The sequence below is a fragment of the Vibrio sp. 970 genome, assembly GCF_033339075.1.
The window spans coordinates 1-517 of sequence record NZ_JAWOTW010000821.1; the positions used below are offsets into that span (position 1 = coordinate 1).

At 46.6% G+C, this 517-nt stretch carries 1 pseudogene; it reads right to left on the reverse strand.

Annotation, left to right across the window (positions count from 1 at the left end):
• Window positions 1–496: pseudogene (locus R7Q11_RS29395) on the reverse strand (flagellin); the annotation flags it as partial.
• Window positions 497–517: the final 21 nt, after the last annotated feature.

The window sequence follows — 517 nt, forward strand, 5'->3', positions numbered from 1 at the left end:
GGAAATCCAAACGAATTTGTTCCGCTCGGTCACTGAGACGATGAACATTCAAACCTGGGATAGAGAAGCGACGAATATCGGCTTTATCCAATTTGAGATGCAACTCGTTATCAATCACCTTCTGGCCATCAAAACGCGCTTGTTCCACAACACGTTGAATGTTCGCTTTAGAGCGCACAAGCGTATCTTGCAACCCCGGCACATTTTGTGTGCCTTGCGTAACGGCTTGAGTTAACCCACGTTTAATGTGCGTTAGCTCTTTACCAATGGTTTGCAGTGATTTTGAAGCAATTTGTACCGCTGTTGCTTGTTGCTGTCCCTGAGTCAGTTGAATGCCTGAAACAGAATAGGCTGACGCGGTGTCAGCCTGAACTTGAATTGGACGCGGTTTGATCGTACTGCTTGAATCCGCAGAGCGGGTTGGCATGATAGAGGCTTGTTCTTGGCCACCCAAGCGTATGCTATGGGCTCTAACCTCTACTGTACTCATTACCATAAAAGAACTTCCTAACCTTAA